Genomic DNA, 26,444 nt, shown 5'->3' on the forward strand with positions numbered 1-26,444 from the left:
ACGATGAAGAAATGCCTGATTGCCGTGGCCTTGCTGGCCGCACCGCTGCCCGCCATGGCCGACAAGCTGGAAGACCTGCAAAAGCAGGGCTATGTCCGCATCGCCATCGGCAACGAGCCGCCCTATACCGCCGTCGCCTCGGACGGCAAGGTCTCGGGGGCGGCGCCGGACGTGGCGCGCGCGGTGTTCGAGAAGCTGGGGATCAAGGACCTGGAGGCCTCGATCGCCGAATATGGCGCGATGATCCCCAGCCTGCAGGCCGGCCGCGTCGATGCGATCACCGCGGGCCTGTTCATGAAACCCGAGCGCTGCAACGCGGTCGCCTATTCCCAGCCGATCCTGTGCGATGCCGAGGCGCTGCTGGTGCCCAAGGGCAATCCCAAGGGCTTCAAGTCCTATGCCGACATCGCCAATGACGCCTCGGCCAGGATGGGCGCCCCCGGCGGCGGGACCGAGGAAAAGCTGGCACTGGATGCCGGCGTGCCGCGCGACCGGCTGGTCGTGGTGCCCGACCCGCAATCGGGGCTGAAGATGGTGCAGGACGGCCGCATCGACGCCTATTCGCTGCCGGTCCTGTCACTGAACGACCTGCTGGCGAAATCGGGCGACGCCAACCTGGAAGTCTTCGCCCCGGTCGAGGGCGCCCCGGTCTATTGCGACGGCGCCGCCTTCAACAAGAAGGACACCGCGCTGCGCGACGCCTTCGACGTGGAACTGGCCAAGCTGAAGGAATCGGGCGAATTCGCCCAGATCGTCGAGCCCTACGGCTTCTCGGCGGCCGCGGCCATGTCCACCACCCGCGACGCGCTCTGCGCCGCGCAGTAATATCCGGGGCGGGGGCCGACCCCGCCCATCCCGACAACGGCAAAGGCAGGCTTCGGCGCATGGGCGACTGGGCAGGATATCTGACACTCATCCTTATGGGGGCCTGGGTCACGGTCAAGCTGACCCTGATGGGTTCGGCATTGGCGTTGGTCGTGGCCTTCATCGCCGGGCTCGGCCGCATCTCGCGCCACGCCTGGGTCCGCTGGCTCGCGACCGCCTATATCGAGTTCTTCCGCGGCACCTCGATCTTCGTGCAGCTGTTCTGGATCTATTTCGTGCTGCCGATGACCGGCGCGGAACTGACGCCGATGCAGGCCGGGGTGATGGCCCTGGGGCTGAACGTCGGCGCCTATGGGGCCGAGGTGGTGCGCGGCGCCATCCTGGCCGTGCCGCGCGACCAGCACGAAGCCTGCGTGGCCGTCAACCTGACCCGGTTCCAGCGCATGCGCCACGTCATCCTGCCACAGGCGCTGCCCCTGATGCTGCCGACCTTCGGCAACAATGCCATCGAGCTTTTGAAGGCCACCTCGGTCGTCTCGCTGATCTCGCTGTCGGACATGACCTTCCAGGCGCAGGTGGTGCGTTCGCAGACCGGCAGCACGCTGATGCCCTTCGTCACCATCCTGCTGCTGTATTTCGCCATGTCCTCGGCGCTTTCCTTCGGCATGCGCCGGCTGGAGCGGCGGGTGACGCGCGGCCTGGACGGGGTGCGCTGAGATGGAATGGGATTGGGATTTCGCCTGGTCGATCATGCCGACCCTGCTGGCCGGGTTTCGGATCACCCTGGTCGCCACCGCGCTTGGCGCCGTGGTCGCTGCCGTGCTGGGGCTGGTCTTCGCCATCCTGCGCCGCTCGGCCAACCGCGCCGTCGCCCGCACCACCGGCTTCGTGGTCGAGTTCATCCGCGGCACGCCGCTGCTGGTGCAGCTTTACTTCATCTTCTACGTCCTGCCCGACCTGGGGCTGCGCCTGCCGGCGCTGACTGCGGGCGTGATCGGCATGGGCCTGCATTACGCCACCTATGCCGCCGAGGTCTATCGCGGCGGCATCGAGGCGGTGCCGCGCGGGCAATGGGAGGCGGCCAAGGCCACCAACCTGACCACGCGCCAGACCTGGCTGCACGTGGTGCTGCCGCAGGCGGTGCCGCCGATGATCCCGGCGATGGCCAATTATCTGCTGGCCATGTTCAAGGAAACGCCGCTGCTGTCGGCCATCACCGTGCTTGAGCTGATGAACCAGGCCAAGTCGGTGGCCAACAGCTCCTATCGCTATGTCGAGCCGATGACGCTGGTCGGCGTGATGTTCCTGGTCGTCAGCCTGATCTCGGTGGTGGCGCTGCGCTGGCTGGAACGCCGTTATGGGAGGATTTCGCGGTGACTGTCCTGTCCGTTCCGGTCGCGCTGGACGACCGCCCCCTGCCCCGCCGCCTGGGTCTGGTGACGCTGGCGACCGACCACACGACCGAGGTCGATTTCGCCGCCCTGCCGGCGCATGGCGTGGGCGTCTATGCCACCCGCATCCCCTTTGCCAACCCGGTGACGCCGGAAACGCTCGCCGCCATGGCCAAGGACGTGACCGCGGCGGCGGCGCTGATCCTGCCGGAGGAGGATCTGGATGCGGTGGTCTACAGCTGCACTTCGGCCTCGGTGGTGATCGGCGACCAGGCGGTGCGCGACGCGATCCGGCTGGGCAAGCCCTCGGCGGAACCGATCACGCCGATCTCGGCCGGCTTCGCGGCGCTCAGGGCGCTGGGGGCGGACAGGATCACCCTGCTGACGCCCTATACCCCGCGCACGACCCAGCCGATGGCGGAATGCTTCGAGGCCGGCGGCTTTGCCCTGCAGGGCGTCTCTTGCCTGAACCTGACCGACGATCGCGAGATGGCGCGGATCGCGCACGCCACTATCATCGAGGCGGCGCGTGCCGCGCTGGCGCCGGGCAGCCAGGCGCTGTTCATCGCCTGCACCGCCGTGCGCGCTTGCGCGATCATCGACCGGATCGAGGATGCGGTCGGCGTGCCTGTGGTCTCGGCCAATTCCGCGACGCTCTGGGCCGCCGCGCGGGCCTGCGGCGTGACCGGGCCGGTGGCTCCGGGCCAGTTGATGAGGCTGGCATGACCGTGACCCTGGACGACATCCGCGCCGCCGCCGAACGCATCCGCGGCCATGTGGTGGAAACGCCGCTGGTCCGCGACGAGGCGCTGTCGGCGCGGCTGGGCCAGCCGATCTGGCTGAAATGCGAATATCGCCAGACCACCGGCGCCTTCAAGCTGCGCGGCGCGACCAATGCGATCCTGTCGCTGCCGCCCGAGGCGCTGGCGCGCGGCGTCGTCACCGCCTCGACCGGCAACCATGGCCGGGCGCTGGCCCATGCCGCCCGCGCGCTTGACGTGCCGGCGACCGTCTGCCTGTCGCGGCTGGTGCCGGGCAACAAGGTGCAGGCGATCCGAGATCTGGGCGCGCAGGTCCGCATCACCGGCGCCAGCCAGGACGAGGCCATGGCCGAGGTCGCCCGCGCCGTGGCGCAGGAAGGCATGACCGAGATCCCGCCCTTCGACCACAAGGCGGTGGTGGCGGGCCAGGGCACCATCGGCCTGGAAATCGGCACGGCCGAGGCGGTGCTGGTGCCGCTGTCCGGCGGTGGCCTTGCCGCCGGGGTCGCGGTGGCGATCAAGGCGCTGGCCCCCGGCACGCGGGTCATCGGCCTGACCATGGAAAACGGCGCCGCCATGGCCGCGAGCCTGGCCGCCGGCCATCCGGTCGAGGTCGCGGAAACCGCCAGCTTGGCCGACAGCCTGGGCGGCGGCATCGGCTTGCAGAACCGCGTGACCTTCGCGCTCTGCCGCGCGTTGCTGGACGACGTGATCCTGCTGACCGAGGCCGAGATCGCCCAGGGCATCCGCCATCTTGGCCGCGCCGGCCATGTCGTCGAGGGCGCGGCCAGCGTCGGGACCGCCGCGCTGCTGGCGGGCAAGATCGTCCCGCAAGGCCCGACCGTCTGCATCCTTTCCGGCGCGAATATCGACCCCGCGCTGCACGCGCGCATCATGGCGGAGGCCGCATGAGACCGCCCGTGACCATCCTGACCGAGACCGATCTGCGCGCCCTGGTGCCGCTGGACGCCGAGGCCGTGGCCTGCATCCGCGACGCCTTCGTGGCGCTGGCAACCAAGGCGGTGGCGATGCCGCCGATCCTGCGCCTGGACATCCCCGAACACCGGGGCGAGGTCGATGTGAAGACCGCCTATGTCCCCGGCCTCACGCATTTCGCGATCAAGATCTCGCCCGGCTTCTTCGGCAACCCGGCGCTTGGCCTGCCCTCGACCAACGGCATGATGGTGGTGCTGTCCGCAACGACCGGGCTGGTCGAGGCGCTGCTGCTGGACAACGGCTATCTGACCGACGTGCGCACCGCCGCCGCCGGGGCGGTGGCCGCCGATGCGCTGGCCCGGCCGGATGCGGCAACGGCGGCGATCCTGGGCGCCGGGATGCAGGCGCGGATGCAGCTGCAGGCGCTGGCGCTGGTGCGGCCGCTGGCCGGCGCGCGGGTCTGGGCGCGCGATCCCGCCAAGGCGCAAGCCTTCGCGGCCGAGATGACCGCCGCCCTGCGCATTCCGGTGATCGCCGCCGCGACTGTGGCCGGGGCTGCGCGCGGCGCAGATCTGGTAGTCACGACCACGCCCGCGGAAAAGCCTATCCTGGCCGCCGCCGATGTGGCGCCCGGCACCCATGTCACCGCCATGGGCTCGGATGCCCAGCACAAGAACGAGATCGCGCCGGACCTGATCGAGCGTGCCCATTACGTCGCCGATCGCCTGTCGCAGACCCGCGAGCTGGGGGAACTCCACCACGCGCCGCTGGCCGGGCAGGATTTCCCCGAGCTGGGCCAGATCCTGGCAGGACAGCGCCCCGGCCGGACCAGCCCCGAACAGATCACCCTGGCCGACCTGACCGGCACCGGCATCCAGGACACCGCCATCGCCACCCTGGCGCTTGCCCGCGCGGGCAAGGCCGGGGCCGGCCGCAGCTTCACCCTGTAAGAGAAACCGCCATGACAGACGTCGCATTGAAGTTCACCCGCGAGGAATATGCCGACCGCCTCGCCAAGACCCGCCGGGCGATGGACAAGGCGGGGGTCGATCTGCTGATCGTCACCGATCCGTCGAACATGAACTGGCTGACCGGCTATGACGGCTGGTCCTTCTATGTCCATCAATGCGTCGTGGTGCCGCCGGATGGCGAGCCGATCTGGTATGGCCGCGGACAGGACGCGAACGGCGCGAAGCTGACGGCCTATCTGAAGCCCGACAACATCATCGGCTATCCCGACCATTACGTGCAGAACCCCCAGATGCACCCGATGGACTACCTGTCCGGCATCCTGCGGGACCGCGGCTGGGCCGCGAAGCGCATCGGGGTCGAGATGGACAATTACTGGTTCACCGCCGCCGCCTTTGCCAGCCTGACCCGGAACCTGCCCGACGCGACGCTCAGCGATTGCACGGCGCTGGTGAACTGGCAGCGCGCGGTGAAATCGCCGCAGGAGATCGCCTATATGCGCAACGCCGCCCGCATCGTCGAGGCGATGCACGCCCGCATCCTCGACAAGGTGCAGGTCGGGATGCGCAAATGCGACCTGGTCGCGGAAATCTACGACGCCGGCACCCGCGGCGTGGACGGGATCGGCGGCGACTATCCGGCCATCGTGCCGCTGCTGCCCTCGGGGCGCGATGCCTCGGCGCCGCACCTGACCTGGGACGACAGGCCGATGAAGGCCGGCGAAGGCACCTTCTTCGAGATCGCCGGCTGCTATCACCGCTATCACGTCCCGCTGTCGCGCACGGTGTTCCTGGGCCAGCCGACGCAGGCCTTCCTGGACGCCGAAAAGGCCACGCTGGAGGGGATGGAGGCCGGGCTGGCCGCCGCGAAGCCCGGCAACACCTGCGAGGACATCGCCAAGGGTTTCTTCGACGTGCTGGCGAAATACGGCATCGTCAAGGACAACCGCACCGGCTACGGCATCGGCGTCAGCTATCCCCCGGACTGGGGCGAGCGCACCATGTCGCTGCGCCCCGGCGACCGCACCGTGCTGCAACCCGGCATGACCTTCCATTTCATGACCGGGCTCTGGCTCGAGGACATGGGGCTGGAGATCACCGAGTCGATCCTGATCACCGAGACCGGCGTGGAATGCCTTGCCGATGTCCCGCGCCAGCTGTTCGTGAAGGACTAGCGCCATGTTGCAGATGCAGCTTGCGCCCTCGCCCATCGCGGCGACGGTGGATTTCGCGGCGCCGGGGATGCAGCACGGCTTCCTGCGCCTGCCCTATTCGCGCGACGATGCGGCCTGGGGGTCGATCATGACCCCGATCACCGTGGTCAACAACGGCGAGGGGCCGACGGCGCTGCTGACCGGCGCCAACCACGGCGACGAATACGAGGGGCCGATCGCGCTTTTCGACCTGGCCGCGACCATCCGGGCCAAGGACGTCACCGGCCGCATCATCATCGTGCCGGCAATGAACTATCCGGCCTTTGCGGCCGGCACCCGCACCTCGCCCATCGACCGCGGCAACCTGAACCGCAGCTTTCCGGGCCGGCCCGACGGCTCGGTCACGCAGAAGCTTGCGGATTATTTCCAGCGCGTGCTGCTGCCGATGGCGGATGTGGTGCTGGATTTCCATTCCGGCGGCAAGACGCTGGATTTCCTGCCCTATTGCGCCGCCCATATCCTGCCCGACAAGCGGCAGGAGGCGGCGGCCTTCGAGCTTGTGCGCGCCTTCGGGGCGCCCTGGTCGGTCAGGATGCTCGAGATCGACGCGGTCGGCATGTATGACACCGCGGCCGAGGAAATGGGCAAGACCTTCGTCACCACCGAACTGGGCGGCGGCGGCACCGCCACCGCCCGCACCGCCGGGATCGCCCGGCGGGGCCTGCGCGACCTGCTGGTCGCTGCCGGGGTGATGCGCGGCCAGGTCGAAGCCCGGCCGACGCGCTGGCTCGACATGCCCGATGCGGATTGCTTCACCTTTGCCGAGGATGGCGGGCTGATCGAGTTCCTGGCCGACCTGGGCGATGCCGTGGAACAAGGCCAGCCCGTCGCCCGCATCTTTCCGGTGACGCGCACCGGCCTGGCCCCGGTCGCGGTCTATGCCCGCCGCGCCGGGCTGATGATGGCGCGGCATTTCCCCGGCATCGTGAAACCCGGCGATTGCGTCGCCGTCATCGGCGAGGAGGTTCAGCCATGATCACCGACAAGACCCTGATGCGCAAGGATGCCTTCGTGAACGGCGCCTGGGTGGGCGGGGCGCGCTTTGCCGTCACCGATCCCGCGACCGGGCAGCCGGTGGCGCAGGTGGCGCGGCTGGATGCGGTGCAGGCCCGCGCGGCGGTCGATGCGGCGCAGGCGGCCTTTGCCGGCTGGTCGGCGCTCTTGCCGCAGGAACGGGCCGCCGTGCTGATGCGCTGGCACCGGCTGATCGTCGATGCGCGCGAGGATCTGGCGCGGATCATGACCGCCGAGCAGGGCAAGCCCCTGTCGGAATCGCGCGGCGAGATCGACTATGCCGCCAGCTTCGTCGAGTTTTATGCCGAAGAGGCCAAGCGCCCGAACATCGAAAGCGTGACCTCGCATCTCTCGACCGCCGAGATGGAGCTGTGGCGCGAACCGCTGGGCGTCGCGGCACTGGTCACGCCCTGGAACTTTCCCTGCGCCATGATCACCCGCAAGGCGGCGGCGGCGCTGGCGGCGGGCTGCACGGTGGTCGTGCATCCCTCGGCCGAGACGCCGCTGTCGGCGACCGCGCTGGCGGAACTGGCGGATCGCGCGGGCTTTCCGGCCGGCGTCTTCAACGTGGTGACGGGCGAGGCGCCCGAGATCGTGGGCGCCTGGTGCGCCGATCCGCGGGTGCGGGCGCTTTCCTTCACCGGCTCGACGCAGGTCGGCAAGCTGCTCTATCGCCAAAGCGCCGAGACGGTGAAGCGGCTGGTGCTGGAGCTGGGCGGGCACGCGCCCTTCATCGCCTTTGCCGATTGCGACCTCGACCTGGCGGTGGACGAGGCGATCAAGGCCAAGTTCGCCACCTCGGGCCAGGATTGCCTGGGCGCCAACCGCTTCCTGGTCGAGCGGCCGGTCTATGACGAGTTCTGCCGCCGCTTCACCGCCGCCGCCGCCGCGCTGACGCTGGGCCCGGGGGCCGAGGATCGCGACCTCGGCCCGCTGATGAACGAAGGCGCGGTCAGGAAGCAGGAGGAGCATGTGGCGGACGCGCTGGCCCGCGGCGCGCGCCTGCTGACCGGCGGCAGCCGCGATCCGCAGGGGCCGCTGTTCTATCGCCCGACCGTTCTGGCCGACGTGCCGGCCGAGGCGCTGATCTTTCGCGAGGAAACCTTCGGCCCCGTCGCCGCCATCGCCCCCTTCGACACCGAGGACGAGGCGGTGCGCATCGCCAACGCCACCGAATACGGCCTTGTCGCCTATGTCCACAGCCGCGACCCGCGCCGCATCTATCGCCTGTCCCGCGCCCTGGAGTTCGGCATGGTCGCGGTGAACCGCACCAAGGTCACGGGCGCGCCGATCCCCTTCGGCGGCATGAAGCAATCGGGCCTGGGCCGCGAGGGCAGCCGCCACGGGCTCGAGGCCTTCACCGAGATCAAATACGTCTGCCGCGACTGGGCAGAGACAAGGAGAGCGTGATGCTGACCAATGACGAGCTGTCCAGATGGGACCGCGAAAGCCTGTTCCACCCCTCGACCAACCTGGGCCAATTCGCGCGCGGTGAAGGTCCGCAGCGCATCATCTCGGGCGCGGAAGGCGTCCATATCATCGACCGCGACGGCAATCGGCTGCTGGACGGCTTTGCCGGGCTCTATTGCGTGAACGCAGGCTATGGCCGGACCGAGATCGCCGAGGCCATCGCCGCGCAGGCGCGCGAGCTGGCCTATTACCATGCCTATGCCGGACATGGTTCGGAAGCCTCGATCACGCTGGCGAAAATGGTCATGGACCGGGCGCCGAAACACATGGCGCGGGTCTATTTCGGCCTGGGCGGCTCGGACGCCAATGAAACCAACGTCAAGCTGGTCTGGTATTACAACAACATCCGCGGGCTGCCGCAGAAAAAGAAGATCATCTCGCGCTGGCGGGGCTATCACGGCTCGGGGCTGATGACCGGCTCGCTGACCGGGCTGGAGCTGTTCCACAAGAAATTCGACCTGCCGCTGGCGCAGGTGATCCATACCGAGGCGCCCTATTACTATCGCCGCAAGGACGCCGGCATGACCGAGGAACAGTTCAGCGCCCATTGCGCCGAGGAACTGGAACGGCTGATCGCGGCCGAGGGCGCCGACACCATCGCCGCCTTCATCGGCGAGCCGGTGCTGGGCACGGGCGGCATCGTGCCGCCGCCCAGGGGCTATTGGGATGCGATCCAGAAGGTGCTGGCGCGACACGACATCCTGCTGATCGCGGACGAGGTGGTGACGGGCTTCGGCCGGCTGGGCAGCATGTTCGGCAGCGATCACTATGGCATGACCCCCGACATCATCACCTGCGCCAAGGGCCTGACCTCGGCCTATGCGCCCTTGTCGGGCAGCATCGTCGGGCAGAAGGTCTGGGACGTGCTGATGCAGGGCACCGACGAACATGGCGTGCTGGGCCATGGCTGGACCTATTCCGCCCACCCCATCGGCGCGGCGGCGGGCATCACCAACCTGCGGCTGATCGATGAGCTGGGGCTGGTCGAAAACGCCGGCCGCGTCGGCCGCTACCTCAACGACCGCATGCGCGGGGCGCTTGGCGATCACCCGAACGTGGGCGAGATCCGCGGCGAGGGCATGCTCTGCGCCGTCGAGCTGGTCCGCGACCGCGACACGCGCGGCTTCTTCGACGCGGCCGAGGGCATCGGCGGCAAGGTCGTCGCCGCCATGCTCAGGCGCGGGGTGATCGCGCGGGCCATGCCGCAGGGCGACATCATCGGCCTGGCTCCGCCGCTTTGCCTGACCGAGGCCGAGGCGGAGGTGATCGTCGATGCGACCGCCGAGGCGCTGCGCGAAACGCTTGGCTGAACCTGCCGGCGGGCGGCGGCCTATGCGGCTGCCCGCCGAATGTGTCGCCCGCAACCCATGCGGCCGCGTCCGCGACGATGTCGCCTTGCAAGAATTTCGCGCTCGCCTTCACCCAAACGGGTGACGACAGCCCCCTGCCCCCGGCCCTGTAATCGGAACCGGGCCTTGCGCCCGTGATTTCAGGTTTTCTTGGAGGGTTCCATGCAGACGGGCAAGATCTTCGGCGGCGTCCTGGCCGCGTCAATCACGCTGGCGCTGGCAGGTTGCGGCGGTAGCAGCGGGTCTGGAAGCGGCGGCGTGCCGGGTGGTGGTAGCGGCACAGCGGACGGCCAGACCTTTCTGGAACATGACGGGCCGTTGATGGAGATGGAGGGCCGCACCGCAGCCCTTGCCCCGACCAGCACCGCCGCCATGCCGACGACGGGCAGCGCCACCTATGACGGCTATGCCTTCGTCGAAATGAACATGACCGGCGGCCCGGTCGATGTCGGCGATCCCGGATACGAGGCCGCGAACGCCAGGATCGCGCTCAACGCGGATTTCGCCAGCAGCAGCGTTTCCGGGCAGATCCACGAGGTCGGCGTCGAGGACGGCCCCACCCTGACCGGCAGCCTGCCGATCACCGGCGGCAGCATCAGCGGCAACGGCATGACGGGCCGCGCGGCGGGCACGCTGGGCGGCGGCGACCGCGGCGACATCGGCCTCGACCTCGCGCTGGACGGGACGTTCAGGGGCAGCGCCGCCGAGGCCGTGCGGGGGACCATCACCGGCACGGTCGAATATGACGGCGCCACGGGCGCGGTCTTCGGCGACAGCGGCTTCGCCGCCGAGCGCTGATCCCGCCGAATGCTGCCCGCATCATGGAAGGCGGGCTGGCGGGCCCGGGTCTTCGCCAGCCTGCTGCCCTGCCTGGCCTCGCCCGCCTGGGCAGAGCAGCCCGACCGGACCCAGGCGGCGCTGATGTCCGGCTCGCCCCGGCTGGCGGGTTTTGCGCTGATGCGCGACCGTCCTGCCGGGCGGGCGCCGTTGCTGGCGCGGCTGCTGCATCACGAAGGGATGCTGCGCGACGGCCGCCCGCAGCCGGTCCTGCTGTCGCGGCACCTGACCGCCCGGCCGCTGCTGCGATGGGACGACAATATCAACGGCGGCATCCCCGGCGAAAGCCTGACGGTCGGGGGCATCGACCTGACGGTCAGCCCGGAAAGCCGCGCCCGCGGCGGGCTGGTGCTGGGCCTTGCCGCCTCGGCCGGCGCAAGATACCGGCTGGCGCCGGGGCGGGTTCTGCGGCTGGCGGGCCAGGCGACGGCGGTCTATTCGCCGCGGCACGATCTTTCGCGCCAGGATCTGGGGCTCGGGGCCTGCCTTGCGCAGCACCTGGGCGAATGGCGCTTTGTCGACCTGTGCGGCGGCTACGCCTTTGGCCGGACGGATCTGTCCGAAAGCCATCTGGCCTGGACCGGCCTGCGCGGCACCAGGCTATTCGAGGCCGCGGGCGCCCTGCACGAGATGTCCCTGGGCCTGCGGCAGACCTGGCGCAAGGATTATCGCCAGGCCTTCGCGGACCTGTCGCTCGGCAGCGCCGTTTCCGGGATCGGGGCGGTCGGGCTTCAGCTTTCCGCCGGCGAAAGGGTCGCCGGCCACAACGCCATCCGCTATCGGGCGGGGCTGTCGCTGACCCGCCCGATCGGGAACCGCCCCGTGACCCTCGGCATCGGCTGGCAACGGGAAGAGGGCTCTGCCGTCTTCGGCACCCCGCGGCGGGACGATGTCCGCACCCTGGGCATCGAGGTCGCGCTGACGCCGAAATTCACGCTGCTGCTGGCGGGGCAACGTCGGTCGTCGACGGTTCCGATGTATGACGAAAACCGGGTCATGCTGGATGTCCGCTGGCGCTGACCGGACGGCGCGGCAGCCCCTCAATTGAAAAGCCGCCGGCGCCAGTAGCCCAGGAAAACCCTGGCCCGTCGCAGCAGGGGTTCCCGGCGCTGCATGTAGTATCGCGCATTTTCGTAAAGATAATCGTCCTGGTATCCCCGAAGGAATGGAGAGATCCTGTGTCCCTTGCGAAAGGAATCCCGGATGCGAAGCAATCGCAACCCCCATTCCTGGCAATGAAAGATGCGAATGTCCTCGCCATTGACAAGGCGCAAGCCCCAAAGGCCGTTTTCCGCCACATAATCCTCGGCCGCGCCTTCGACCAGGAACCTGCCGTATTTCGACTCGGAATCCTGGGTTCCGGCCTGGAGCGTCCTCCAGATTTCCGGCTGGATCACCAGGAAGCAATTGCTGATGCTTTGCGTCAGCATGAATTCCCGCCTGGCCGTAGGCCGGTCCGCGCGATAAGGCAATGTGCTGCCGGTCATGAAGCAGGCGCCCGTTTCCTTCATCAATGCGAGGGCCGCGTCCTGCCAGGTCACATTCCGGGCGCGATAGGGAATGGTATCCAATCGCACCACGCATCCAAGATCGGCCGTTACCGCATCGAACTGCTTTTCCAGAAGCTGCTGTTCCGAATCGGTGGTTTCCCGCGGCGTCGTCCTGCCCATGTCATGCAGGCGAATGCCATGCGCTTCGCATAGCTGCCGGACGCGGGTTTCTATGCCGGGATCCTTGCCCAGATGCACGACCAGCTCGGCAATCGGATGGTCGAAAAAGGCAATCCAATCTTCAAGGATCACGCAATGATGCTCTTCAAGCACAAAGGTCAACAGCGCGACTGACGGAGCCTCGGGCGCCTTGTCAGATATCAGCATGCAGCATTTCCAGTTTGCAGAAACAATTACCCCGGCCGATCCTAAGGATACCGGCACGGAATGCGAGCGAAAAGAGGCTTCGCCGTAAATCTGCACCCATCGCCTGCCCCCTTCGCCGCGGATTCCTGCGCCCCTGGGCGGCCCACCAGCCTGCATGCGGCGCCGTCTGCTGCGGTATCCACATACCAAGCATGCCCGGAAAACCCGGCTGCGCCGTCAAGTGCTGCGTTGACACCCGTGGCTTTCTTCAACATGTTTCCTGGAAATCAGCTTTCCGGGTGCCATGGTGCGTCGCTATCTTTTCCTGTGTCCCGACACGCAAACGGCATCGGGCGGGATTGCCGTCATCTATGACACGGTGGCAGCGCTGTGCCGGGCGGGCTATGACGCCGCCATCCTGCACAACAGCCCCGCCGCCGGCTATCTGGACCATCCCGACAAGCCGCCGCTCTGCTATACCTATGACTATTATATTGCCCGGCAAAAACAGGGGTTGGACGGGCGGCGCGCCCGGCTCATGTCGCCCTTTATTATCATGGGCGAAAAACTTCGCGGCGGGCCCCTGAAACCCTGGCGGCCGGGGGTCGAGGATATTCTGGTCATACCGGAGTTCATGATCACCGCGGCAATGACGGCTTTTCCGCAGTCCCGGCTTGGCGTTTTCGTGCAAAACCCGTTCGCTTTCCAAGAGGCTCATGTGGAAGCCATGGAAAGGGGGCTCGACATCCGCGAACGCGCGGACTGGTTCCTGGGCGTTTCGCAAATATGCCTCGATCAGTTCGAACTTCTGAATATCCAGACCGGCCATCACCTGCCCGTCTCGATGAAGCCCGAGGATTTTCCCTTTCGCGAGGAAAAGGAGCGGCTGATTACCTATATGCCGCGCAAACGCTCGGCAGAGGCACGCCAGATCGTCGATACGCTGGAGCGCCGGGGAAAATTGAAGGGATACCGGATTCAGGAACTCGACAATATGCCGCGGCTGGATGTCTCGGATCATTTGCAACGCAGCCAGTTCTTCATTTCGCTGCTGCGCATGGAATCGATCGGCTTCCCGGCGGCAGAAGCAATGGCGGCGGGCTGCATCGTGGTCGGCTACACCGGGCTTGGCGGGCGGGAATACTTCACCCCCGAAACCGGGGTTCCCGTGACCGAGGACGATACCCTGGGGCTTGTGCATGCGCTGGAGGCGGCGGTCGCGGAATATGCCGCCGCGCCGGCGCGTCTTGATGCCATCCGCCGCCACGCAAGCGCGGTGGTGAATGCCAATTACAACAGCGATACCTTTGAAACGGCACTGCTGAAGATCTGGCGCGAACTCGATGCGGCGTAAGGGCCGCCGTCCAAAGGACAGCTGGCCGAGGTAAGGGTGCCCCGCAACCCCTTTGCCGGGCGCCTCGCCCTGCGAATGCGCGGGCAAGGTCGGGGTATCGGCGCCCGCAGATGAAGGCCCGCTTCAGTCCTGGGGGAAATAGCCCGGACGGTTCTGCCGGATCGCCAGCGTGATGGATTGCCGCAAGGATCACAGCAGGAACAGCCCCACCGCCATGACAAGAATCGCGCCCATTCCACCCAGGGAATATGCCAGGAAAACGCCCAAAAGCGGCAGGTTCAGGAAAAGTGCCAGGCTGACCCCCATCAGCCCTCCGGCTATCGCTGCCAAGATATAGATGACCAGCTTTCCGCCTGTAGAGCCGCAGTCATGGTCGAATGCTTCGCTGCTGGCAGTTTCGGAAAAACGGCACTTCGTCAACATGGCTACTCCTCGTCATATTCTGCCTTGGGCAAATGCGGATTGGTCGGCACGTTTCGAAAGGGCCGGGGCGCAAGCCCCGGTTCACTGCTGCGCGCTGGCCCGCCCCTTGAAGGGAATGAGGCAGGCGGTCGCCTTGATCGGCTCGGGTTCGGGCTGCGCCGCCGGCGCGATGCGGCCGATCTGGTCGCGCAAGCCGCTGAGCTGCCGCAGAAGCCCGCGGATATGCCATTCCAGATCGTCTATGTCCTCGTCGCGAAAGGCCTTGCCGTCGGCATAGGCCCGGCAATAGGCGATCTTGGCTTGGGCCTCGGAAAGCTTGCGTTCCAGGATCTTCGTGACCTTCGCCGGCGGCACGCCCGGCTGGTTCATGTCGATGTCCTGCACATCCTCGAGCCCGAGTTCCCGGATGAAGCCGGCCAGGAATTCGGCGCTGTTGCCGAATTCGTAGAATGCGCTTTTCTGCGGCAGGTTATCCAGGGCGTATAGGCCGACCCGGCAATTCGGGTTCCTGTCCGTCAACTCTATCGCCATGGCCAGCAGATCCGCCGAGTCCTTGCGGTGCCGCGTGCGGATCGCGATCATCATCGCGGAATCGACAATTCCAACCATTGTTTCCTCGGGATCAAACGGCCGGCCGCCTTGCGCGTCCTTCGCAGCCTTGCCGCCGGATTGCTGGGGGGCGGCGGACGCGCCCGGCCTGGGCGCGCCCGCGTTTTCGTGCCTCAGGCGCCGTGCTCGTCGTTGAGGCTGCCCAGGCCAGCCAGCAGGCCGCCGCCCAGAAGCCCGTCGACGGCATCGCCCAGCGGCGCCAGCAGATCGCCGGCATTGCCGCTGCCAAGCAGCCCGCCAAGCGTATCGCTCACCCCGCCCAGCAGGTCGCTTTCTCCGCCCAGCAGGCCGTCCAGGGTATCGGCGACGCTGGCAATCAGGTCCTCGCTGCCGCCCAGCAGGTCGTTCAGCAGGCCGTCAGGATTGTCGCTGTCCTCGCCCAGCAGGCCATGGCCGGTCAGCTCGCCCAGCAGCCCGTCCTGGCCGGTAACGGGCGCAAGCGCCCCGTGATCGCCAACCACGTCGCCCAGCAGGCCGTTCGAGCCGCTGATGTCGCCCAGGGTGCCGTTGTTGCCGGTCAGCTCGCCCAGCAGCCCGCCATCGGCGAGGACCGGATCCAGCAGGCCATCGCCGGGCGCGACACCCAGCAGGCCCGTCAGCGTGCCGCCGACATTGCCCAGCAGGTCGCCGCCAAGGAGGTCGCCCAGCAGGTCGCCCTGGCCGCCAAGGAGCCCGCCCAGCAGATCATCGCCACCCAGCACGCCGCCGACAATGCTCTCGACCGTTCCGGTCACGGTGTTGAGCAACCCGCCCTCGCCGCCGAGCAGACCGCCGAGCAGGTCATTCCCGCCAAGCACGCCGCCGACAACGTTGTCCAGCGTCCCGGTCACGGTGCCCAGCAAGCCGCCTTCGCCACCAAGCAGACCGCCCAGGAGATCGTTGCCGCCGAGCAGCCCGCCAAGCAGGTCGTCCCCGCCCAGCACACCACCCACGACGCCGTCGAGCGTCCCGGTCACGGTGTCCAGCAACCCGCCCTGGCCACCAAGCAGGCCACCCAGCAGGTCATTCCCGCCCAGCACGCCGCCGACCACGTTGTCCAGCGTCCCGGTCACGGTGCCCAGCAAGCCGCCTTCGCCACCCAGCAACCCGCCAAGCAGGCCGCCCTGGCCGCCCAGCAGCCCGCCGAGCAGGTCGTTGCCGCCCAGCACACCACCAAGCAGGCCCGAGAGGCCGTTGGACCCCTCGCCGGCCGCCCCGTCCTTCAGCAGGCCGGTGCCGGTCAACTCACCCACAAGCCCTTGCGAGCCGGTGACGGAGCCCAGCAGCCCCTGGTCGCCGATCAGATCGCCCAGCAGCCCCTCGGAGCCGGTGATCGCGCCCAGCAGGCCGCCGTTGCCGGTAAGATCCCCCAGAAGCCCGCCATCGGCCAGAACCGGATCAAGGACGCCGGCGGAACCGTCCACCCCGTCACCCAGGAGGGGAACGCCCAGCAGGCCACCCCCCAGCCCGCCCAGTAGCCCATCCTGGCCCAGCAGGTCGCCCCGCAAGCCGTCCGAGCCGGTGATTGCGCCGAGCGGGCCGTCATTGCCCGTCAGGTCGCCCAGAAGCCCGCCGTCACCCAGGATGGGATCAAGGAAGCCCTGCACATGGTCCGCACCATCCGTCGGATCGGTGCCATCCGTGGGGTCGGTCCCATCGGTCGGATCGGTGCCATCCGTCGGGTCGGTCCCGTCGGTCGGGTCAGTGCCATCTGTCGGGTCGGTCCCGTCGGTCGGGTCAGTGCCATCCGTCGGGTCGGTTCCGTCGGTCGGATCGGTGCCATCCGTCGGGTCGGTCCCGTCAGTCGGGTCAGTGCCATCCGTCGGGTCGGTCCCGTCGGTCGGATCAGTCCCGTCAGTCGGGTCAGTGCCATCCGTCGGGTCGGTTCCATCGGTCGGGTCAGTGCCATCCGTGGGGTCGGTCCCGTCGGTCGGATCCGTGCCATCCGTCGGATCGGTCCCATCGGTCGGGTCAGTGCCATCCGTCGGGTCGGTCCCGTCGGTCGGATCAGTGCCATCCGTCGGATCGGTCCCGTCAGTCGGGTCAGTGCCATCCGTCGGGTCGGTTCCATCGGTCGGGTCAGTGCCATCCGTGGGGTCGGTCCCGTCGGTCGGATCCGTGCCATCCGTCGGGTCGGTTCCATCGGTCGGATCGGTGCCGTCCGTCGGGTCGGTTCCGTCAGTCGGATCCGTGCCATCCGTTGGATCGGTCGTATCCGTCGGATTCGACGAATCGCCCGAGTTGCCGATGATGGTGCCGCCGCCGATGGCCGCCAGGGCGGCGGAACCCAAGGCCCAGACGCTGGCGGCGCCATCGTCGAACATGCCGGCGCCAAGGCCGGCCGCCGCCTCTTCGTCGCCATCCGCCAGGATGACCGTGCCGTCGCCCAGGACCAGCCGATGGGCCGTGCCGTCGGCCGCGGCCATGTAGAAGTCCTTGATCAGGAACTCGTCGCCGCTGTTCATCCGCACGATCAAGTCGCTGCCGGACCTGAGATAGCCGCCGACAGCCGCCGGTAACGCCGGAATGGTGACATCGATCAGCGTGCCAGCCTGAATGATGCTTTGAGCCATGGAATCATCCTTTTGGGGGCGGCCCTGGAGCAACGCGGGCCAAGGTAGAGATTTGGTATAGGATCATATACGATAGTATGTGGCAATAACACATACTAAAGGACAGTCAAGCCACGACGGATCGCTTTCGACGATTCGCTGCCGGACAGGGGGAAGGCGCGCGATCCGGTCGCTCTTGCCGCGCCATCGCCCTTTGGCCAGAATCGCGTCGTTGCCGGGTTCACGAGGAAAGACATGACCGAGATTGCCGATACCGAGGGCCAGGAACCGGGCGAGCTTGCCCCGCTGCCGGCGGGGATGCGCAAGGATCTGGCCAATTCGGTTCGCCCCATCCTGCAGGCCCTGGCGCGGGTGATCGCCACCGACAGGCGCGCGGTGGTGCTGGCCAACCAGCGGGGCGAGATCCTGCTGGCGAATCGCTCGGCCCAGCAGCTGGGGATCGGGCAGGACGAACTGACCGCGCGGCTGGATTGGGCCGGGGCCTGCGGCCGCGCCCGGCGCTCGGGCAGCGTCTCGGCGCAATGGACCGAGAACGGCCAGAGCTTCGCGGGCGAGGTGGTGCATGTCCCCCTGGGCCCGGCCGAGGGATATCTGCTGCGGCTGGCCGAAAGCGACCAGGAATCGACCTGGCTGCGCAACCGCGCGCGCTCGGCCATGCTGATGCGGGTGGCCCATGACCTGCGCACGCCGATCCAGTCGCTGCTGGCCTCGGCCGAGGCGCTGATGCAGGGGCCGGGCGGGGCCTCAGCGCCCGAGGACGCCGGCGCCAGGATGCGCCGCGTCGCCGAACTGGCGCTGGACCATATCAGCAACGTGCTGGCCGTGATCCGCGGCGAACAGAACCCCCGCGGCATCCAGCCGGACGAGGATTTCCGCATCGTCGAGGAAGTGGGCAGCCTGGTTGCCCTGGTCGAGCCGATCGCCAGCGCGCGCGCGACCGAGGTGCAGCTGACCGTCGATGCGCCGCCCGACCTGACGCTGCGCGGCCCGCTGCGCTTCGTGCGGGCGCTGTGCCAGAACCTGATCGACAACTCGGTCAACCATGGCGGCGGACGGGTGGAATTGCGGCTGTCCTGCGCGCCTCTGGCCGATCCGCTGCCCGGCGACGAGCCGGCGGCCGAGATCTGGCGCGTCGGGATCGAGCTTCTGGACGAGGGGGGCGGGCTGCCGCCGGCGCAAAAGGCCCGCCTGGCCAAGGCGCTGGGACTGCCGCTGGACGAGGCGGCCGTGCCGGCGACGGCCCCGGACAAGCGCCCCTCGGCCGGGCTGAACGTGCTGGCCCATGCGCTGAAACAGCTGGGCGGCCGGATCGAGATCCAGGATCGCGGCAGCGACGGCCTGGCCCTGCCGCCCGGAAGCCCCGGCCGGGTCATCGGCACCATCTTCCGCGTCAGCTTCAGCCTGCCGCGCGCCCCGGACATGCGCCGCCAGCCGCTGGCCGAGCCGGCGCAGCCCCAGCAGGCGCTGGCGGGCCGGATGCTGATGCTGGTCGAGGACAGCCCGGCCAGCCGCGACTGGCTGGGCCATCTTCTGCACAGCTTCGGCGCCGAGGTGGTGGTGGCGGGCAGCGGCCCCGAGGCGCTGGCGATGCTGTCGCGCGACGAGCTGGCCGGCCGGGTCGAGCTGGTGCTGACCGACGTCACCCTGCCCCGGATGAGCGGGATCGAGCTCGCCGCCCGGCTCAAGGCCGGGGATCCGGCCTCGGCGGCGCGCTGGCAGGGCAAGGTGGTCGGGCTGACCGCCCATGCCGACGACCGCATCAAGGAGGCATGCCGCCAGGCGGGGATGGTCTGCGTGCTGGAAAAGCCGATCCGGCCCGACACGCTGCGCGACGCCCTGGCCGGGATCCTGGCGGGCGCGCCGTCGCGGCAATCCCCCGGCGCGGCGCCGATCCGCTGCGAGGACGCGGCCGTCGACCCGGCTGCTGCCGCCGATCTTGCCGAGCGCGTCGGCCGCGAGGCGGCGCGCGGCTTCATGCTGCGGGCCCTGGCCGAGGCGCAATCCGTGCTGGACGAGCTGCGCCAGGAAGGCGTCGGCAAGGATACCGGGCGGCGGCTGCACGCCGCCACCGGCGCCAGCGGGCTAACCGGGCTGGTCCTGGTCGAACGGCGCCTGCGCGCCATCGAAAAGGCGGTCGAGGCGGGCCAGCCGGACCTGGAGCCGCTGTTCGTGCCCCTGGACGAGGCGCTGATGCAAAGCCGCCGGTCGGTCGAGGAGATGGCGTGAACGGGCTGTTCTCTGTCCGCGCGATGGGATACCTTGATCCTGCCGTGGGTAAGGGGGATGTGATTGCACCGGCATCACGCCGTTTCTGGATGTCACTCGACGGACCGCCGCCCCTGGGCGGGCGGCGATGCCGAAAGCAGAAACCATGAATGAACAACAAGAAAACACATTGCGGGTGCTGATCGCGGACGATCACGCCATGATCCTGGAAATGCTCGAGATGTATCTGACCGGCGTCCCGGACATCGAGGTCGAGACCGTGCCCGACCTGCCCGCCGCGCTCGAGGCCATCGACCGGCGCGGGCCGTTCGATCTGGTGCTGGTCGACCTGGACATGCCCGGCATGGATGGCGTCGCCGGGCTGGGCAAGGCGCTGGAACACAATGGCGGCAAGCCGGTCGGCATCCTGACCAGCAACCCCCCGCCGCGCGTGGTCGAAGAGGTCATGGCCCTGGGCGGGGCGGGGATCGTGCTGAAGACCACCTCGCTCAAGAATCTGGCCAACGAGATCCGCTTCATGGCCGGCGGCGGGCGCTATCTGCCGATCGAACTGGTGAAAACCCGGCAGCAGGCGCAAGAGGATCAGGGCGCGCTGCTGTCCCGCCGCGAATCCGAAGTGCTGGGCCTTCTGGCCGAGGGCAAGCTGAACCGCGAGATCGGCGTGGCGCTGAACCTGGCCGAACCCACGGTCAAGATGCATGTCAAGGCGGTCTGCAAGAAGCTGGGCGTCAGCAACCGGACGCAGGCGGTCATCGCCGCGCGCGACCGCAAGCTGATCTGAGACCGCCAACTCCATGCCAAAGCCCGTCATCGTCTTTGCCGGCGCCGTCTATCCGGGCCAGTTCGGCCCGCTTTGCGACTATCTGCGCAAGGCGGGCATGGCCGAGACCTATTTCCTGACCACGCCCGGCCATCGCCAGCGCCATCAGGACAAGGGCGCCCATATCCTGGCCTTCCAGCCCGACGGTCCCATCACCGGCGCGCAAAGCTATTACTACACCGCCAAGCTGGAACGCTCGGCCCGGATCGGGCGCGGGCTGCTGCTGGCGCTGCGCGAATTCCAGAAAAGCCGCCCCATCGACGTGGTCGTGGCCCATTCGCTGTGGGGCGCGCCGCATTTCCTTTATGACGAGATCGACGCGGCCATCGTCAGCTATGTCGAGTTTCCCAGCTTCCATGCGCATGGCTGGGATCCGGCCTATCCGCCCGACCTGTCGCAGCGCATGAGCGACAAGAACACCGAGATGCTGCATTTCCACCAGGCGCTGCGCAGCGACCTGGTGATCTGTCCCAGCCATCATGCCAAGACGATGTTCCCGCCCGCCCTGCGCGGCAATATCGAGGTGCAGCTGGAAGGGCTGGACTTCGGCCCGGCCTTTGCGCCGCCCCCCGGCCCGCGCCCGTTCACCATCGGCTTTTCGGCGCGCGACCTTTCCAGCGCCAAGGGGTTCGATACCTTCGTGCGGATCGTGGACCGGCTGGCGCGCGAAGGCTTCGATGCCCGGTTCATCGCCCTGGGCGGGGCGGACGGATCGACCTATGGCTACGAGCAGCAATGGGTGCAGCGCCGATATGGCGGCGAGGTGGCGGATTTCTGCACCCATCTGATGCGGGAATTTCCCGCCGCCGCCGCGGTGCTGGAACGGCCCGGCAAGCTGCCCTACCAGGATTTCGTGCGCGAACTGTCGCAGATCGACCTGTTCCTTTATCCGCTGCGCCACGGCGTGGCGAATTGGGGATTGCTGGAAATCCTGGGCCGGGGCGGATGCGTGATCGCGCCCGACCGCGGCTATCCGGCGGAACTGATCCGCGACGAGGTCAACGGCATCCTGCTGCCCGACGACATCGGCCGCTGGCTGGACACGATCCGGGCGCTTAGGGACGATGCCGCAAGGCGGGCGCGGCTTGGCCGGGCAGCGCGCGTCCTGGGCCAGGCCCATACGCTGCAATCCGTGGCGCCGCGCTACATGACGCTGTTCCGGCAGGCGATGGACAATCGCGCCCGCCGGCTTGGCGCGGCGTCAAAACCTTGCGTTGACGGATAGGCCAAAGACCTGCCGCTCATCCTGGGGCTGGTGCCGGACCGGCACCGCGGCATAAAGCGAGACCGGGGTGCTGGCCACGTCGAAGGTCAGCGACAGGCCGATGCTGCTGCGGATATGCGCCTTGTCGTCGATGCGCCCGCCCAACGTATCGTCGAGCCCCCAGACCGAGCCGAGATCGGCGAATATCCCGCCGCGCAGGGCGGTGCCCATCACCTTGCCCAGCTCGCGCTGCACCTCGACCGAGAGGATCAGGTGGCGGTTGCCGCCCAGGAAATCATCGCCATCGGCCGGACCGATGCCGCGCGGGGCGAAGCCGCGAAAACTGTCGCCGCCCGGAAACACCCGGTCCAGCGCGGTCGTGTCGTTGCCCGACAGCCCGGCGACGATGCCGCCGTCCAGCCCCAGCATCAACACGGTGCCGCCCGCCAGCACATGGCGCGCATCCAGTTCCAGCCGGGTTTCCGAGATCGGGCTGGATGTGCCCAGGTTCCACAGGAATTGCTCGAACTGCACGAACAGGCCGCCGGTTTTCCCCCCTGCCCGGTCGCCATGGCTGAAGCCCAGGCGCAGGAAGGGCGCGTCAAGCTGGCCTTGTTCCCGTTGCAGCAGCGGGCTGGCATCGGCATCCAGCCCGAACAGCCTGTGGTCGCGCCAGCCGATGCCGTATTCGATGCGCGTGGCCTCGTCCGGCGTCGCGGCCAGGTAGAACTCGGCCTGGTGGCTGCGCATGGAGAACGCCAGGTCGCTGAAATTGCTGCGCTGGCCCAGGATGTCGATGCCGAAATGCAGCCCCGGCCGGAAAGCGTCGGCGCGATAGAGGCTGATGTCGAAGCTTTTGGCGTCGCGGCTGAAATCGCCATGCACGGCGGCGAAGGTATCGGGCAGCAGGTTGTATTGCTCATAGGACAGGCTGCCGGTCAGGCTGCGGTCGTTCACCCATGAGATCGCCGCCTCGATCCGGCCCGGCCTCTGCTCGACCTCGGTCACGTCGATGACCAGCGCATCCCCCTGTCCGCTCACCGAGACGCGCTCGAACACGCCGGTGGACATCAGGCAGCGCTCGACCCCGGCCAGGTCCGCCGCCTCCAGCGCAATGCCGTCAAGCGCCCCGCAGGCGCGGCGGATGTCGTCCTGGGGGACGAACTCGGCGCCGCGCACCTCGACCCGGTCATAGACCCGCGCCGCGGCGGGCAGGGTCAGCGCGCCCAGAAGCAGGGTGGCGGCTAGGGATGTCCTGGACAGGCGGGTCGGATCATGGCGCATGGGAAAATCGCATCGTTTCAAGGGTTAGCGCAGCCTTGCGCGCAGCAGGGGGCGGATCAGGTAGCTGAGGATGGATTGCTTGCCGCTTTCGATGTCCACCTGCGCCACCATGCCGGGGCGGATCGGGTATTCTTCGCCGAACCGCTCCAGATAGCTGCGCTCGGTCTGGACCATGACGCGATAAAAGTCCTGCGGGCCGGTCGCAGTTTCCTCCTCGACCGTATCCTCGGAGATCTGCGTGACGCGCCCGCGCAGGTCGCCATAGACCGCAAAGTCATAGGCGGTGATCTTGACGCTGGCCGGCATGTCCGGGGCGATGAAGGCCACGTCGCGGGGCAGGATCTTGGTCTCGATCAGCAGCTGGTCGTCGATGGGCGTGATCTCCATGATCGCCTCGCCGGGCTGGACGACGCCCCCCAGGGTGGTGATGGTGATGTTGTTGATCCGCCCCTCGACCGGGGAACGGATGACGGTGCGGCGCAGCTCGTCCTCCTTGCGCACCAGATCCTGCTGCAGCTGGGTCAGCTTGGCCCGGCGCTCGGCCAGGTCGCGATAGGCGTCCTGGACATAGCCGTTGCGCGCCTCGCTGATCTTGCCGTCAAGCTCGGCGCTTTTCTGTCGCAGTTGCAGCAGGTCGATGCGGCTGACCGAGCCGCTGGCGGCCAGCGGCTGAAGGATGTCCAGCTGTTCCTGGACCGAGACGCGCTCCTGCTCCAGCGCGGCAAGCGAGGATTTCAGCCGGGTGCGCCGGGCCTTGAACAGCCGCAATTCGGTCTGCTGCGTCTCGGTCGGATCGGGGCCGAAATCCAGCACCGGCTTTTCCAGGACTTCGGCCTCCAGCCGCGCCACCTCGGCCTCCAGGGCCTCGATCTCGGATTGCACGGCCAGGAAGGCGGCGCGCGGGCGCGTCGCGTCCAGATGGGCGATGACCTGATCCTGCCGGACCACGTCGCCTTCGGCGACCAGCAATTCGGCGAGAATGCCGCCCTCGAGGCTCTGGATCGTCTGCAACCGGCGCAGCGGAATGACCCGGCCGTCGCCGCGGGTGATCTGGTCGATCTGGGCCAGGGCGGCCCAGACCACGGCGACGATCACCGCCAGAAAGACGATCTGGATGGTCCATCTTGCCTGCCGCAGCACCAGCCGCCGATAACTTCCGTCGATATGGCTGGCGCTGACGGAATCGTCACCGTTCATGTCACCACGTGAACGGGCGCCTGCTGCACCCTGTTCGCCCTGGCCGCATTGAGGATCTGCATCAGATCCCCGTCACGGACGACCCGCCCGTCCTTCAGCACCACCGCCCGGCTGGCCAGCCCCAGCACTTCGCGCTTGTGGGTCGAGATGATGGCCGTCCGCCCCTCCAGCCATTCCCGCAGGAAGGCGATGACCTTGGCCTCGGTCACGTGGTCGAAGGCCGAGGTCGGCTCGTCCAGCAGCACGATGCGCGGATCCTGCAGGATGACCCGCGCCAGGCCGATGGCCTGCTTCTGCCCGCCCGAGACATTGGCATTGCTGTAGATCTGCAGGTCCAGGCCGCGGACATGGCGGCGGACATAGCCGCCAAGCCCCACCGCATCCAGCGCGGCCAGCAGTTCCTCGTCGCTGTGCAGGCCGTGATCCAGCAGCAGGTTGTCGCGCAGGGTGCCCTGGAACAGCGCGACGTTCTGCGGCAGGTAGCCGATCTGCCGGCGGCGGTCGATCGGGTCGATCTGGCTGAGCGCGAGGTTGTCGACCAGCACCGCCCCGTCCTGCGGATCGGTCAGCCCGGCCAGCAGGCGCAAGAGCGTGGACTTGCCCGCGCCGTTCCCGCCCAGAAGCGCGATCTTTTCCCCCGCCGCCAGGGTCAGAGCCGGAATGCTGACGACCGGCGCGGCCTCGGGGTCGTGGCGATAGACGACCTCTTCCAGCCGGTATTCGCCCGACAAGGCCGGGGCGCGGACGTAATGGCGGTCGGCGGGACGCTCGACCGGGGTCTTCATGATCTCGTCCAGCCCCTCCATCGCGGCGCGGACATGCTGCCAGCGCGCCAGAAGCCCCGCGACCTGCCCCATCGGCGCCAGCGTGCGGCTGGACAGAAGCGTGCAGGCGATCAGGCTGCCTACCGTCAGCTCGCCCGAACTGATCAGGTAGACCCCGACGATGATGATGCCGGCATAGGCGAATTTCTGCACCGAGCTGACCAGCTGCGTCATCAGGTTGGTCAGCCCTCGGGTCTTGACCGCCGTCGTCGCCATGGTCGCGGTCAATTGCGCATAGGCGCGCTGCAACCGCCCCTCGGCCCGCGCCGCCTTGACGGTTTCCAGGTTCGAGACCGTTTCCAGCAGCAGCCCGTTCAAGGCCGCCGCCTCGCGGGTGCTTTCGCGCGAGGCGCGGCCCAGGCGACGCTGCAGCACCAGGCCGGGCAGGACGGTCAGCACCACCGCCGCCACCACGACCAGCGCCAGCGCGCCGCCCAGCCAGGCCAAGACGCCGATGAAGATGATGACGAAGGGAATGTCGCAAAGCGCCGTGACGGTGCCCGAGGTGAAGAATTCGCGCACCGTGGCAAAGTCGCGGACCTGGTTGGCGAATACGCCGGTCGATTTCGGCTGATGCGCCAGCCGCAGGTTCGACACCCGGTCGAAAAGCTGCGCCGACAGCCGGAGGTCCAGGTCGCGCCCCGATACGTCGATCAGCGAGGCGCGCATGATCCGCAGCAGGATCTCCAGCACGATGGCGATGCCCACGCCGCTGGCCAGGATCCACAGGGTGTCGAACGCCTGGTTCGGCACCACGCGGTCATAGACCTGCATCGAGAACAGCGCCGTGGCGATGGCCAGCAGGTTGGCAACGAACGAGGCGATGATGACATCGCGATAGATCGGCCAGTTGTCCAGCACCGGGCCGATGATCCAGTGCCGCTTTTCGCCATCGGTCTTGTCCAGCCGGTCCGCGACGATGTCGATGGGCTTGGACACCAGGATGCGCCCGTCATGGCGTTCGGCCAGTTCCTCGGCCGTCCAGACCGCCCGGCCGCCGCCGGTGGCGGGCAGGATCAGGCTGGCCTGGCCGTCGTGCATGGCCTCGAGGATGACGGTGCTGCCGTCGCGCAGGAACAAAAGCGCGGGCAGGCCGTGTTCGGGAAAGCCGGCCAGGGGCTCGTTGCTGATGCGGCAGCTCATGTTGGCGCGGCGCAGGGCCAGCGCGGCAAGCCGGGGCGGCAGGCTTTCGCCGCGGGCGCGGGGCAGCCCGTCGGTCAGCCGCTCGGCCGAGGCCGAGACGCCATGGACGCGGCAAAGCTCGACAAGACCCAGGACCAGGGGGTCCGTCGCCGGGGATTGGGGGTCATGCTTGGATGCGCTCAACGGT

General features: G+C 68.2%; 23 protein-coding genes. 16 read left to right on the forward strand and 7 right to left on the reverse strand.

Translation table 11 applies throughout. From position 1 onward, the window contains the following. The first annotated feature begins 3 nt into the window (after nucleotides 1-3). The 12 genes from ehuB to E3U26_RS07265 all read left to right on the forward strand — a co-directional run bounded on the left by ehuB (nucleotide 4) and on the right by E3U26_RS07265 (nucleotide 11,785). Complete coding sequence (ehuB, locus tag E3U26_RS07210; RefSeq protein WP_036749852.1) at nucleotides 4-825, forward strand: ectoine/hydroxyectoine ABC transporter substrate-binding protein EhuB; 822 nt, start codon at nucleotides 4-6, stop codon at nucleotides 823-825. Nucleotides 826-884: 59 nt separating this feature from the next. Continuing rightward, complete coding sequence (gene ehuC / locus E3U26_RS07215; RefSeq protein ID WP_036749849.1) at nucleotides 885-1,541, forward strand: ectoine/hydroxyectoine ABC transporter permease subunit EhuC; 657 nt, start codon at nucleotides 885-887, stop codon at nucleotides 1,539-1,541. Between the two features lies 1 nt (nucleotide 1,542). Further along, on the forward strand, nucleotides 1,543-2,202 hold the full coding sequence (gene ehuD / locus E3U26_RS07220; protein ID WP_243784751.1) for an ectoine/hydroxyectoine ABC transporter permease subunit EhuD: 660 nt from the start codon (nucleotides 1,543-1,545) through the stop codon (nucleotides 2,200-2,202). Continuing rightward, complete coding sequence (locus E3U26_RS07225; protein WP_116221827.1) at nucleotides 2,199-2,942, forward strand: aspartate racemase/maleate isomerase family protein; 744 nt, start codon at nucleotides 2,199-2,201, stop codon at nucleotides 2,940-2,942. Before ehuD ends, E3U26_RS07225 begins: the two co-directional genes overlap by 4 nt. Next, complete coding sequence (gene eutB / locus E3U26_RS07230) at nucleotides 2,939-3,889, forward strand: hydroxyectoine utilization dehydratase EutB (RefSeq protein WP_116221826.1); 951 nt, start codon at nucleotides 2,939-2,941, stop codon at nucleotides 3,887-3,889. The genes E3U26_RS07225 and eutB overlap by 4 nt, the downstream gene beginning before the upstream one ends. Beyond that, a complete protein-coding gene (locus E3U26_RS07235; protein ID WP_116221825.1) occupies nucleotides 3,886-4,863 on the forward strand; it encodes a cyclodeaminase in 978 nt (325 codons plus the stop codon). Before eutB ends, E3U26_RS07235 begins: the two co-directional genes overlap by 4 nt. Nucleotides 4,864-4,874: 11 nt before the next feature. Further along, nucleotides 4,875-6,056 (forward strand): ectoine hydrolase DoeA, encoded by a 1,182-nt coding sequence (gene doeA / locus E3U26_RS07240; RefSeq protein ID WP_499104659.1) that lies wholly within the window; start codon nucleotides 4,875-4,877, stop codon nucleotides 6,054-6,056. Between the two features lie 4 nt (nucleotides 6,057-6,060). Continuing rightward, a complete protein-coding gene (gene doeB / locus E3U26_RS07245) occupies nucleotides 6,061-7,071 on the forward strand; it encodes a N(2)-acetyl-L-2,4-diaminobutanoate deacetylase DoeB (RefSeq protein WP_499104660.1) in 1,011 nt (336 codons plus the stop codon). Continuing rightward, nucleotides 7,068-8,519: an NAD-dependent succinate-semialdehyde dehydrogenase gene (locus E3U26_RS07250; protein WP_499104661.1), complete on the forward strand. Its 1,452-nt coding sequence runs from the start codon at nucleotides 7,068-7,070 to the stop codon at nucleotides 8,517-8,519. Before doeB ends, E3U26_RS07250 begins: the two co-directional genes overlap by 4 nt. Beyond that, entirely contained in the window at nucleotides 8,519-9,889 is a 1,371-nt protein-coding gene (locus E3U26_RS07255) for an aspartate aminotransferase family protein (RefSeq protein ID WP_499104662.1), read from the forward strand. Before E3U26_RS07250 ends, E3U26_RS07255 begins: the two co-directional genes overlap by 1 nt. 201 nt (nucleotides 9,890-10,090) lie before the next feature. Beyond that, nucleotides 10,091-10,726: a HupA family protein gene (locus E3U26_RS07260; protein ID WP_499104663.1), complete on the forward strand. Its 636-nt coding sequence runs from the start codon at nucleotides 10,091-10,093 to the stop codon at nucleotides 10,724-10,726. A gap of 9 nt (nucleotides 10,727-10,735) precedes the next feature. Beyond that, nucleotides 10,736-11,785, forward strand: coding sequence for a hypothetical protein (locus tag E3U26_RS07265; protein WP_499104664.1), 1,050 nt, complete (start codon nucleotides 10,736-10,738; stop codon nucleotides 11,783-11,785). A gap of 20 nt (nucleotides 11,786-11,805) precedes the next feature. Here the strand turns inward: E3U26_RS07265 and E3U26_RS07270 are convergent, their stop codons facing one another. After that, nucleotides 11,806-12,642 (reverse strand): hypothetical protein, encoded by an 837-nt coding sequence (locus E3U26_RS07270; RefSeq protein WP_499104665.1) that lies wholly within the window; start codon nucleotides 12,640-12,642, stop codon nucleotides 11,806-11,808. Between the two features lie 283 nt (nucleotides 12,643-12,925). Here E3U26_RS07270 and E3U26_RS07275 point away from each other — a divergent pair, with 283 nt between their 5' ends. Then, complete coding sequence (locus E3U26_RS07275; RefSeq protein ID WP_499104666.1) at nucleotides 12,926-13,975, forward strand: glycosyltransferase family protein; 1,050 nt, start codon at nucleotides 12,926-12,928, stop codon at nucleotides 13,973-13,975. A gap of 189 nt (nucleotides 13,976-14,164) precedes the next feature. Here the strand turns inward: E3U26_RS07275 and E3U26_RS07280 are convergent, their stop codons facing one another. The 3 genes from E3U26_RS07280 to E3U26_RS07290 form a co-directional block, all read right to left on the reverse strand. Continuing rightward, nucleotides 14,165-14,398, reverse strand: a complete 234-nt coding sequence (locus E3U26_RS07280) for a hypothetical protein (RefSeq protein ID WP_499104667.1) — start codon at nucleotides 14,396-14,398, stop codon at nucleotides 14,165-14,167. Nucleotides 14,399-14,479: 81 nt separating this feature from the next. Beyond that, on the reverse strand, nucleotides 14,480-15,007 hold the full coding sequence (locus E3U26_RS07285) for a hypothetical protein (protein WP_499104668.1): 528 nt from the start codon (nucleotides 15,005-15,007) through the stop codon (nucleotides 14,480-14,482). Between the two features lie 113 nt (nucleotides 15,008-15,120). Continuing rightward, nucleotides 15,121-17,559 carry a BapA/Bap/LapF family prefix-like domain-containing protein gene (locus E3U26_RS07290; RefSeq protein ID WP_499104669.1) on the reverse strand — a complete coding sequence of 813 codons (2,439 nt, stop codon included), beginning with the start codon at nucleotides 17,557-17,559 and terminating at the stop codon, nucleotides 15,121-15,123. Nucleotides 17,560-17,793: 234 nt separating this feature from the next. Here E3U26_RS07290 and E3U26_RS07295 point away from each other — a divergent pair, with 234 nt between their 5' ends. The 3 genes from E3U26_RS07295 to E3U26_RS07305 all read left to right on the forward strand — a co-directional run bounded on the left by E3U26_RS07295 (nucleotide 17,794) and on the right by E3U26_RS07305 (nucleotide 21,830). Continuing rightward, nucleotides 17,794-19,785: a hybrid sensor histidine kinase/response regulator gene (locus tag E3U26_RS07295; protein WP_499104670.1), complete on the forward strand. Its 1,992-nt coding sequence runs from the start codon at nucleotides 17,794-17,796 to the stop codon at nucleotides 19,783-19,785. A gap of 145 nt (nucleotides 19,786-19,930) precedes the next feature. After that, the gene (locus E3U26_RS07300) at nucleotides 19,931-20,566 is read left to right on the forward strand and encodes a response regulator transcription factor (RefSeq protein ID WP_214273549.1); all 636 of its coding nucleotides are present in this window, start codon (nucleotides 19,931-19,933) and stop codon (nucleotides 20,564-20,566) included. Nucleotides 20,567-20,579: 13 nt separating this feature from the next. Next, a complete protein-coding gene (locus tag E3U26_RS07305; RefSeq protein ID WP_499104671.1) occupies nucleotides 20,580-21,830 on the forward strand; it encodes a glycosyltransferase family protein in 1,251 nt (416 codons plus the stop codon). Here E3U26_RS07305 and E3U26_RS07310 read toward each other — a convergent pair. Genes E3U26_RS07310 through E3U26_RS07320 form a run of 3 tightly spaced genes read right to left on the reverse strand, consistent with a single transcriptional unit; the run spans nucleotide 21,807 to nucleotide 26,440 of the window. After that, a complete protein-coding gene (locus tag E3U26_RS07310) occupies nucleotides 21,807-23,093 on the reverse strand; it encodes a BamA/TamA family outer membrane protein (RefSeq protein WP_499104672.1) in 1,287 nt (428 codons plus the stop codon). The genes E3U26_RS07305 and E3U26_RS07310 overlap by 24 nt on opposite strands. A gap of 24 nt (nucleotides 23,094-23,117) precedes the next feature. After that, the gene (locus tag E3U26_RS07315) at nucleotides 23,118-24,290 is read right to left on the reverse strand and encodes an HlyD family secretion protein (protein WP_499104673.1); all 1,173 of its coding nucleotides are present in this window, start codon (nucleotides 24,288-24,290) and stop codon (nucleotides 23,118-23,120) included. Then, nucleotides 24,287-26,440 (reverse strand): type I secretion system permease/ATPase, encoded by a 2,154-nt coding sequence (locus tag E3U26_RS07320; RefSeq protein WP_499104674.1) that lies wholly within the window; start codon nucleotides 26,438-26,440, stop codon nucleotides 24,287-24,289. The genes E3U26_RS07315 and E3U26_RS07320 overlap by 4 nt, the downstream gene beginning before the upstream one ends. Between the last annotated feature and the right edge of the window lie 4 nt (nucleotides 26,441-26,444).

The organism is Paracoccus ferrooxidans, assembly GCF_029909815.1.
GTDB classification, from domain to species: Bacteria; Pseudomonadota; Alphaproteobacteria; order Rhodobacterales; family Rhodobacteraceae; genus Paracoccus; species Paracoccus versutus.

Coding starts and splice junctions, on each gene's coding strand:
- ehuB (WP_036749852.1), top strand. CDS start 4: ATGAAGAAATGCCTGATTGCCGTGGCCTTGCTGGCCGCACCGCTGCCC.
- ehuC (WP_036749849.1), top strand. CDS start 885: ATGGGCGACTGGGCAGGATATCTGACACTCATCCTTATGGGGGCCTGG.
- ehuD (WP_243784751.1), top strand. CDS start 1,543: ATGGAATGGGATTGGGATTTCGCCTGGTCGATCATGCCGACCCTGCTG.
- eutB (WP_116221826.1), top strand. CDS start 2,939: ATGACCGTGACCCTGGACGACATCCGCGCCGCCGCCGAACGCATCCGC.
- E3U26_RS07235 (WP_116221825.1), top strand. CDS start 3,886: ATGAGACCGCCCGTGACCATCCTGACCGAGACCGATCTGCGCGCCCTG.
- doeA (WP_499104659.1), top strand. CDS start 4,875: ATGACAGACGTCGCATTGAAGTTCACCCGCGAGGAATATGCCGACCGC.
- doeB (WP_499104660.1), top strand. CDS start 6,061: ATGTTGCAGATGCAGCTTGCGCCCTCGCCCATCGCGGCGACGGTGGAT.
- E3U26_RS07250 (WP_499104661.1), top strand. CDS start 7,068: ATGATCACCGACAAGACCCTGATGCGCAAGGATGCCTTCGTGAACGGC.
- E3U26_RS07255 (WP_499104662.1), top strand. CDS start 8,519: ATGCTGACCAATGACGAGCTGTCCAGATGGGACCGCGAAAGCCTGTTC.
- E3U26_RS07260 (WP_499104663.1), top strand. CDS start 10,091: ATGCAGACGGGCAAGATCTTCGGCGGCGTCCTGGCCGCGTCAATCACG.
- E3U26_RS07265 (WP_499104664.1), top strand. CDS start 10,736: ATGCTGCCCGCATCATGGAAGGCGGGCTGGCGGGCCCGGGTCTTCGCC.
- E3U26_RS07270 (WP_499104665.1), bottom strand. CDS start 12,642: ATGCTGATATCTGACAAGGCGCCCGAGGCTCCGTCAGTCGCGCTGTTG.
- E3U26_RS07275 (WP_499104666.1), top strand. CDS start 12,926: ATGGTGCGTCGCTATCTTTTCCTGTGTCCCGACACGCAAACGGCATCG.
- E3U26_RS07280 (WP_499104667.1), bottom strand. CDS start 14,398: ATGTTGACGAAGTGCCGTTTTTCCGAAACTGCCAGCAGCGAAGCATTC.
- E3U26_RS07285 (WP_499104668.1), bottom strand. CDS start 15,007: ATGGTTGGAATTGTCGATTCCGCGATGATGATCGCGATCCGCACGCGG.
- E3U26_RS07290 (WP_499104669.1), bottom strand. CDS start 17,559: ATGGCTCAAAGCATCATTCAGGCTGGCACGCTGATCGATGTCACCATT.
- E3U26_RS07295 (WP_499104670.1), top strand. CDS start 17,794: ATGACCGAGATTGCCGATACCGAGGGCCAGGAACCGGGCGAGCTTGCC.
- E3U26_RS07300 (WP_214273549.1), top strand. CDS start 19,931: ATGAATGAACAACAAGAAAACACATTGCGGGTGCTGATCGCGGACGAT.
- E3U26_RS07305 (WP_499104671.1), top strand. CDS start 20,580: ATGCCAAAGCCCGTCATCGTCTTTGCCGGCGCCGTCTATCCGGGCCAG.
- E3U26_RS07310 (WP_499104672.1), bottom strand. CDS start 23,093: ATGCGCCATGATCCGACCCGCCTGTCCAGGACATCCCTAGCCGCCACC.
- E3U26_RS07315 (WP_499104673.1), bottom strand. CDS start 24,290: ATGAACGGTGACGATTCCGTCAGCGCCAGCCATATCGACGGAAGTTAT.